Source organism: Streptosporangium subroseum (assembly GCF_900188345.1).
GTDB classification, from domain to species: Bacteria; Actinomycetota; Actinomycetes; order Streptosporangiales; family Streptosporangiaceae; genus Streptosporangium; species Streptosporangium subroseum.
The window spans coordinates 223,868-232,906 of the sequence record NZ_FZOD01000009.1; the positions used below are offsets into that span (position 1 = coordinate 223,868).

General features: G+C 69.3%; 5 protein-coding genes. All 5 read left to right on the top strand.

What is annotated here, in order from left to right; genetic code table 11:
* The first annotated feature begins 50 nt into the window (after window positions 1-50).
* Window positions 51-998, top strand: a complete 948-nt coding sequence (locus CHC08_RS12540) for an NAD(P)-dependent oxidoreductase (RefSeq protein WP_089207405.1) — start codon at window positions 51-53, stop codon at window positions 996-998.
* A gap of 166 nt (window positions 999-1,164) precedes the next feature.
* Window positions 1,165-2,415, top strand: a complete 1,251-nt coding sequence (locus CHC08_RS12545) for a M24 family metallopeptidase (protein WP_089207406.1) — start codon at window positions 1,165-1,167, stop codon at window positions 2,413-2,415.
* Window positions 2,399-3,430 carry a thiamine pyrophosphate-dependent dehydrogenase E1 component subunit alpha gene (locus CHC08_RS12550; protein WP_218825277.1) on the top strand — a complete coding sequence of 344 codons (1,032 nt, stop codon included), beginning with the start codon at window positions 2,399-2,401 and terminating at the stop codon, window positions 3,428-3,430. The genes CHC08_RS12545 and CHC08_RS12550 overlap by 17 nt, the downstream gene beginning before the upstream one ends.
* A gap of 43 nt (window positions 3,431-3,473) precedes the next feature.
* Complete coding sequence (locus tag CHC08_RS12555) at window positions 3,474-4,448, top strand: alpha-ketoacid dehydrogenase subunit beta (RefSeq protein WP_089207407.1); 975 nt, start codon at window positions 3,474-3,476, stop codon at window positions 4,446-4,448.
* Window positions 4,449-4,932: 484 nt separating this feature from the next.
* Window positions 4,933-9,039: ThuA domain-containing protein (locus tag CHC08_RS12560; protein ID WP_179282005.1), on the top strand; the 4,107-nt coding region annotated here is incomplete at its 3' end.

Genomic DNA, 9,039 nt, shown 5'->3' on the forward strand with positions numbered 1-9,039 from the left:
CCCGATCGGCGTCTCAGTAAATTCATAGCAATCGATTGCAAGGAGCCCGCATGAGCCTTGAACCACTCCCGCCGCTGCGCGTCGGGTGGATCGGAGCCGGCCGGATGGGGGCGGCCATGGCACGCCGGCTCGCGCAGACCGGCGCCGACGTGGCGGTGTGGAACCGGACGTCGTCGAAGGCCGAGGCACTCGTGGCCGACGGCGCGTCGGTGGCCGAGTCGATCGCCGATCTCGCCGACCGCGACGTGGTCTTCACGATGGTGTCCTCATCGGAGGACCTCGAGCAGGTGCTGGTCGGCGAGGGCGGCCTCCTCACCGCCGGCGGCCCCGTTCCCTCGATCATCGTCGACTGCTCCACGGTGTCGACGGAGGCGTCGGCGGCGATGCGGGCGGCCGCTCAGCGGCACGGGGCGGAGTTCCTGGCCTGCCCGGTGAGCGGCAACGGCAAGGTCGTGGCGTCGGGAAAGCTCAGCTTTGTCGTCTCCGGTCCCGAAGAGGTCTACAACAGGGTCGCGCCGCTGCTCGGCGCGATCGGCCGTTCGGCCTCCTACGTGGGGGAGGGGGAGGCGGCCAGGCTGGTGAAGATCTGCCACAACCTGCTGCTCGGCGTCGTGGCCCAGTCGCTCGCCGAGATCACCGTGCTCGCCGAGAAGGGCGGTGTCTCCCGGGCGGCCTTCCTCGACTTCCTCAACAACAGCGTCATGGGCTCGGCGTTCACCCGCTACAAGACGCCGGCGCTCGTGAAGCTCGACTACACCCCCACCTTCACGCCCGTCCTGCTGCGCAAGGACTTCGACCTCGGGCTCAAGGCGGCGCGAGAGCTGGGGGTGTCGATGCCCGTGGCGGCCCTGACCCAGCAGCTGGTGCAGGCCACCATCGGGGGCGGCCGGAGCGAGGAGGACTTCTCCGTCCTGCTCGACCAGATGGCCGCCGCCGCGGGCCTGGAGCTGAAGCCCGAAACCGCCGAGGTCGACGACGGCCTCGGCTCGGGCAGATGACCGGGGCACGCGCCCGGGCCGCGCTCGGACAGGTGGCCCGGGCAGGCGATCGGACGACCCTCGGGCAGGTGACCGGCGCAAATGCCCGGACGGCGCCCGGATCGGCGGCCCCGGCAGACGCTCAGACGGCGCTCAGGAAAGTGACCCGGGCACATGAGGAGACGCGATGAGCAGTGACACAGGGCCACTCGTGCCGGCCCCCGGGCGGATGGGCGTGGACTTCGAGCAGCGGGTCGACTTCGGCCGGCTCCGCGACTACCGCCTGGCCCGCGCGCGCGCCGCGCTGGACGCCTCCGAGCTCGGCGCGATGCTCGTGTTCGACATCAACAACATCCGCTACATCACCTCGACGATGATCGGGGAGTGGGCGCGGGACAAGATGGCCCGCTACGCCCTGCTGCCCCGTGACGCCGAGCCGATCCTGTGGGACTTCGGCTCGGCGGCCAAACACCACCAGCTGTACGCCCCCTGGCTGCGGCCGGAGAACTCACGCGCCGGGATGCTCGGCCTGCGCGGCTCCGTCGCACCGGAGGCGGGACTGTTCGACCGGGCCGCCCGCGAGATCAAGGGCATGCTCCAGGACGCCGGCGTCGCCCACCTGCCCGTCGGCGTCGACGTCGTCGAGCCCCCCATGCTCTTCGCGCTGCAACGCCTCGGCCTCGATGTTCGCGACGGCCAGCAGGTGATGCTCGACGCGCGCCAGATCAAGTCCGCCGACGAGATCGCGCTGCTGTCCACGGCGGCCGCGATGGTCGACGGCACCTACCAGACGATCGTCGACGCGCTCAAGCCCGGAATCCGGGAGAACGAGGTCGTCGCGCTGGCGAACAAGCGCCTGTACGACATGGGCTCCGACGACGTGGAGGCCATCAACGCGGTCTCGGGCGAGCGCTGCAGCCCCCACCCGCACAACTTCACCGACCGCATCATCCGGCCCGGCGACCAGGTCTACTTCGACATCATCCAGTCGTTCAACGGCTACCGGACCTGCTACTACCGCACCTTCGCCGTCGGCCGCTCCACCCCCGCCCAGCGCGACGCCTACAAGCGGGCACGGGAGTGGATCGACATCGCGATCGCCACCGTGAAACCCGGCGTCGGAACCGACGAGATCGCGCGACTGTGGCCGCAGGCCAAGGACTTCGGGTTCGAGGACGAGATGTCGGCCTTCGGCCTGCAGTTCGGCCACGGTCTCGGTCTCGCGCTGCACGAGCGGCCGATCATCAGCCGCCTGAACTCGCTGGAGAACCCGGTCGAGCTCAAGGCGGGCATGGTCTTCGCCCTCGAAACCTACTGTCCCGCCTCCGACGGCTACTCCGCGGCACGGATCGAGGAAGAAATCGTCGTCACGGAGGACGGCCCGCGGGTCATCACTCTCTTCCCGGCAGAGGAGCTGTTCGTTGCCAACCCCTACTGATCTAGGCCTGCCCGAGACGCCCGCCTTCCGACACGAGGTCGACGCGGAGACCGAGCTCGAGCTCTACCGGTCCATGGAACGGCTGCGCAGGTTCGAGAAGCGTGCCTACGACCTGTTCCTGCAGAGCCTCGTCAAAGGCACCAGCCACCTGTCCCTGGGGCAGGAGGCGATCGCGGCGGCGTTCGGAGCGAGCATGCGCCCCGGCGACTGGACGTTCGCGACCTACCGCGGGCACGCGCACACCCTCGCCCGGGGAGTGGAGATGGCGCCCATCATGGCCGAGCTGCTCGGACGCGGCACCGGCCTGATGGCCGGCAAGGGCGGTTCGATGCACCTGACCAGCGTCGAGCACGGCGTCATGGGCTCCTACGCCATCATCGGCGCTCACCTGACCATCGCCAACGGAGCCGCCTGGTCGGCGAAGCTGCGCGGCACCGACCAGGTCGCGGTCTGCTTCTTCGGCGACGGCACGACCAACATCGGGGCGTTCCACGAGGCCCTCAACCTCGCGGCGACCTGGAAGCTCCCGGTCGTCTTCGTCTGCGAGAACAACCAGTGGATGGAGTACACCCCGATCGGCAGCGTCACCGCCGTACCCCGTCCGGCCGCCGACCGCGCGTCGGCGTACGGCCTGGAGCCGGTCGTCGTCGACGGCAACGACGCGACCGAGATGTACGGCGCCGCGCAGGACGCCCTCCGGCACGCGCGCTCGGGCCGGGGGCCGGTGCTGATGGAGGCGCTGACCTACCGGCACGGCGGGCACTCGCGGGCCGACCCCGCGAAGTACCGCCCCGCCGAGGAGGTCGAGCCGTGGCTCCTGCGGGATCCGCTCGTGACCTACCGGGCGCACCTGGTGCGCAAGGGCGTGGACGAGGGGGTGCTGAAGGCGATCGACGAAGAGGTCCTGCGCGAGGTGGACGACGCGACCGAGTCGGCGAAGAACGCGCCGCAGCCGGACCTGACCCTCATCGAGCGCGACGTGTGGGCTGACGGGAGCTCGGCATGGCGCAACTGACGACCCCCATCGACCGCGACACCCGCCCCGAAGGAAGCCCGGCATGACACTGATGACCTACCGCGACGCCGTGGCACGGGGCATCGCGCAAGAGCTCGAACGTGACGACAGCGTGGTCTTCCTCGGCGAGGACATCGGCGCGGCGGGCGGCGTGTTCAAGGCGACCGGAGGGCTGCTCGGAAAGTTCGGACCGCTGCGCGTCGCCGACACGCCCATCTCCGAACAGGCCATCCTCGGCGCCGCGATGGGCGCGGCGATGACCGGGCTGCGCCCGATCGCCGAGATCATGTTCTCCGACTTCCTCGCCGTGTGCTGGGACCTGATCGCGAACGAGATCGCCAAGACCCGCTACATGACCAACGGGCAGATCTCGCTTCCGCTGGTCATCAGGACCGGCAACGGCGGCGGGCTGCGGTTCGGCGCCCAGCATTCGCAGAGCCTCGAGAACTGGGCCATGGCCGTTCCCGGACTGAAGGTGGTGGCTCCGTCCACCCCCGAGGACGTCATCGGCCTGCTCGCGGCCGCGGTCCGCGACCCCGACCCCGTGATGTTCTTCGAGCACAAGGGCCTCTACTCCATGAAGGGTGAGGTTCCCGACGGGGAGATCGTCGACACCCTGGGCACCGCGAAGGTGCGGAGGCGGGGAACCGACTGCACCATCCTCGCGCTGGCCGCGATGGTGCCCCGGGCGCTGAAGGCCGCCGACGTGCTCGCCGCGGCAGGCATCAACGCGACGGTCGTGGACGTCCGCTCGCTGGTCCCGCTCGACACCGCGACGATCCTCGACGCCGTCGCCAGGACCGGGCAGCTGTTCACCGTGGAGGAGAACCCGCGCCTGTGCGGCTGGGGCGCCGAGATCGTCTCGGTGGTCGTCGAGGAGATCTGGGACGACCTCGACGGGGCCCCGATCCGGATCACCACCCCGCACGTCCCGCTTCCGTCCTCGGACACGCTCGAGGACGCGACGATCCCCTCGGTCACGCGCATCGTGGACACCGTACGGAAGGTGATGGAGTGATGAGCGCCGAAGCACTCGCCCTCGCCCCCACGGATCTGCTGGTCGGCGGCGAGTGGCGGGTATGGGCGTCGATCGCGCCGAAAATCGCCTCGGATACTCCGCGGTAGCAATGAGCCCGATTACGGCGGTTCTCAAAGGAGATCCCACGAGCGGGACCATGCACATGCCGTCGCGTAAGCCGTACGCGAAGAAGGGACGTGAATGGTCACCTCCGGAGCTCTGGCATTTCGTGATCATTCTGTGTCTATACGTGCCGGACGCAAGCGTGTTAGAACCAAAACAATTAACCGTCGAGCCATAAAAGGCTTGTTGCTGGCACGTCTCCATCCCGTTCGACAGCACAACGGAGGCAGTACCCCTCCGGTTCTCCCACATCACCCCCCGGCAACACGCGTCGGCGCGCGCATTGCCTGACTGAGGCATGAGGTCAGGTCGAAATGCACATGCATACCGGAGTTCACCCATGCAGCGCGCGAGGTGCGGCATGAGAAGAATGCTCGCAACCCTGTTGCTGCTCCTCTCCACCCTCGTAGTCCCCTCTCTCGCGGTCCCCGCGCAAGCCTCGGCCGCCGCGGACGCGCCGTTCTCCGCGCTGGTCTTCTCCAAGACCGCCGGCTTCCGGCACACCTCCATCCCGGCGGGCATCGCCGCGATCAAGCAACTGGGACAGGAACACGGCTTCACCGTCGACGCCACCGAGGACGCCGGCGCCTTCACCGTGGGGAACCTGGCCAAGTACCAGGTCGTACTCTTCCTGTCCACCACGGGTGACGTGCTGAACGCCGCCCAGCAGACCGCCTTCGAGAGCTACATCAAGGGCGGCGGCGGGTTCGCGGGCGTGCACGCGGCCTCCGACACCGAGTACGACTGGCCCTGGTACGGCAAGCTGGTCGGCGCGTACTTCAAACAGCACCCCACGCCCCAGCAGGCCGTCGTCAAGGTCGAGGACCCCGCTCACCCCTCCACCGCGGGGCTGCCCGCCCGCTGGACCCGCAACGACGAGTGGTACGACTTCCGCACCGACCCGCGGGGCACGGTCCACGTCCTGACCTCCATGGACGAGACCAGCTACAGCGGCGGCACGATGGGCGCCGACCACCCCAACAGCTGGTGCCAGAACTACGACGGCGGCCGCTCCTGGTACACCGCGCTGGGCCACGACGACCAGTCCTTCGCCGAGCCGAACTTCCTGAATATGCTGCTGGGCGGCCTGCAGACCGCGGCCGGTGTGGTGCCGGCCGACTGCTCGGCCAGTCTGGACTCGGCGTTCGCCAAGGTCACGCTCGACGACAACACCTCCAACCCGATGGTGCTGGACGTCGCCGCGGACGGCACCGTCTTCTACATCGACCTGGTCGGGGACGTCAAGGCGGTCAAGCCGGGCGGCGGTGTGGTCACCTCCGGTCACCTGAACGTCTTCACCGCCAACGAAGGCGGCCTGCTCGGCCTGGCCCTCGACCCGGCGTTCGCCACCAACCGCTGGGCGTACCTGTACTACTCCCCGCAGGACAAGGTCGTGGACCGGCTGTCGCGCTTCACCATCAGGTCGGACCTGACGCTCGACCTCACCAGCGAGAAGGTCGTGCTGGAGGTGCCGGTGCAGCGGGCCGAGTGCTGCCACCACGGCGGCGGCATGGTGTTCGACAAGGCCACGGGCGACCTGTGGCTGGCCGTCGGCGACAACACCAACCCCTTCGCCTCCGACGGGTACGCCCCGATCGACGAGCGCGCGGGCCGGGACAGCTGGGACGCGCAGCGCAGCTCGGCGAACTCCAACGACCTTCGCGGCAAGCTGCTGCGCATCCACCCCGAGCCCGGCGGCACGTACACCATCCCCACGGGCAACCTGTTCCCGCCGGGCACGGCCAAGACCCGCCCGGAGATCTACGGGATGGGCTTCCGCAACCCGTTCAGGATCGGCATCGACCCCAAGACGCACAAGCCGTTGGTCGCCGACTACGGACCGGACGCGGGCAACGCCAGCCCCACGCGTGGTCCGGAGAACACCGTCGAGTGGAACCTCGTCAACGGCCCGGGCTTCTACGGCTGGCCGTACTGCGTCGGCAACAACAAGCCCTACATCGACTTCGACTTCGCGACGAACACCTCCAAGCAGGCGTACAACTGCGCGGCGCCGAAGAACGACTCGCCCAACAACACCGGCATCACGGACCTGCCCGCGGTCAAGGCCGCCACGGTCTACTACCACTACGCCGCCGACCCCGCGTTCCCCGAACTGGGCGGCGGCGGTGCGCCCATGGCCGGGCCCGCCTACCGCTTCGACCCGGCGCTGGTGTCGGACCGCAAGTGGCCCGCCTACTGGGACGGCAAGGCCGTCTTCGGCGAGTGGAACCAGAATCACCTGTACTCCTTCCAGCTCAGCGCCGACGGCTCACAACTGACCGACATCAACCCGATGCTGGGCTCGATGAGCTTCAAGAAGCCGATGGACATGAAGTTCGGCCCTGACGGGGCGCTCTACCTCATCGAGTGGGGCTCGGGCTTCGGCGGCAACAACACCGACTCCGGCATCTACCGGATCGACTACACGCGGGGCAACCGGGCGCCGGTCGCCCAGGCCAAGGCCGACAAGACCTCCGGCCCCGCGCCACTGACCGTGAATTTCTCCAGCGCCGGATCCGCCGACCCCGACGGCACGCCGCTCACCTACGCCTGGGACTTCGACGGCAACGGCAGCGTCGACTCCACCGAGGCGAACCCCTCCCGCACCTACACCGTGGCGGGCAACTTCTCCGCCGTGCTGACCGTTAAGGACGCGGGCGGCAAGACCGCCACCGCCAACGTGCCGATCGTGGTCGGCAACACCGCGCCCACCGTGACGATTAACCTGCCGCCCAACGGCAGCCTGTTCACCTTCGGCGACCGGGTCAACTTCACCGTCACGGTCACCGACCCCGAGGACGGCACGATCGACTGCGCGAACGTGAAGATCCAGGCGATCCTGGGCCACGACACGCACGGTCACCCGCTCGACCAGTACACCGGCTGCTCGGGCACCGTCCAGACCACCCTGTCCTCCGGGCACAGCGAGGGCGACAACGTCTTCTACGTGCTGGAGGCCAGTTATACCGACAAGGGCGGCGCCGGCTCCTCGGCACCGCTGACCGGCAGGGCCCAAACGCTCCTGCAGCCCAAGCACAAGCAGGCCGAGTTCTTCACCGCGACCGGGCGCGTCCCCGGCGGCACCGGCACCGGTGATCCCGGGGTGCGGGTGGAGACGACCTCCGACCCGCAGGGCGGCTTCAACAACATCGCCTTCATCGAGGATGGCGACTACTGGAGCCACGACCCGGTCAACCTGTCGGGAATCGAGCGCCTGAGCTTCCGCGCGGCCTCCGGCTCCGCCGGCGGCACGATCGAGGTCCGGGCGGGCGCGGTGGACGGTCCGCTGGTCGGGAAGGCCACGGTGACCGGCACCGGCGGCTGGCAGACCTACCAGAACTTCCCGGTGACGCTGACCAACCCGCCGACCTCCAGCGGGCCGCTGTACTTCGTCGTCCGCAAGCCGGCGGGCAGCGGCGACAACGGCTCGCTGATCAACGTCAACTGGACCGACTTCATCGCCAAGAGTGTCAACGGCGTCACCCTGAGCGCCAACCCCACCAGCCTGTCCTTCGGCACGCGCAACACCGGCACGACCAGTCCGGCGCAGGCCGTCACGGTCACCAACACCGGCAGCGCGGCGGCGGCCCTGAGCGGCGTCACCGTCACCGGTGACTACGCGCAGACCAACACCTGCGGCACCTCGCTGGCCGCGGGTGCGTCCTGCACGGTCAACGTCACCTTCACCCCGACCGCCTCGGGCAGCCGTCCCGGCACGCTCAACGTGGCGAGCAACGACGTGAACGGCCCGCTGTCGGTGGGCCTGTCCGGCAGCGGTGTCACCTCGACCACCAACCTGGCGCTCGGCGCGACGATGACGGCCAGCAGCTCCAACGGCGGTTACCCGTCGGGCAACGCCAACGATGACAACACCGCCACCTACTGGGAGGCCGGCGGCGCCTTCCCGCAGTGGCTGCAGGCCGACCTCGGCTCCGCCCAGAGCATCGGCTCCATCACCCTGAAGCTGCCGCCGCCGGCCGCGTGGGCGACCAGAACGCAGACCCTGTCGGTCGAGGGCAGCACCAACGGCTCCACCTGGACCACCCTCAAGGCCTCGGCCGGCTACACCTTCAACCCCTCCACCGGCAACACCGTCACCATCCCCCTGACCTCCGCCACCGTGCGCCAGGTCCGGCTGAACGTCACCGCCAACACCGGCTGGAGCGCGGCCCAGATCGCGGAGTTCCAGATCTTCCCGGGCACCGGCGGCCCCGTCCAGACCGTGTCCCTGTCGGCCTCCCCGACCAGCCTGGCCTTCGCCGCCCGAACGGTCGCCAGCACCAGCCCGGCACAGACCGTCACCATCACCAACAACGGCACCGCGTCGGCGACGCTCGGCACGGTCGCCACCACCGGCGACTACGCCCAGACCAAGACCTGCGCCACCACCCTGGCCGCGGGAGCCTCCTGCACGGTCAGCGTCACCTTCACCCCGACCGCGACGGGCACCCGCACCGGCGCCCTGAGC

Excerpts from the sequence above, each read along its gene's own strand:
- CHC08_RS12540 (WP_089207405.1), top strand. The coding sequence starts at position 51 with ATGAGCCTTGAACCACTCCCGCCGCTGCGCGTCGGGTGGATCGGAGCC.
- CHC08_RS12545 (WP_089207406.1), top strand. The coding sequence starts at position 1,165 with ATGAGCAGTGACACAGGGCCACTCGTGCCGGCCCCCGGGCGGATGGGC.
- CHC08_RS12555 (WP_089207407.1), top strand. The coding sequence starts at position 3,474 with ATGACACTGATGACCTACCGCGACGCCGTGGCACGGGGCATCGCGCAA.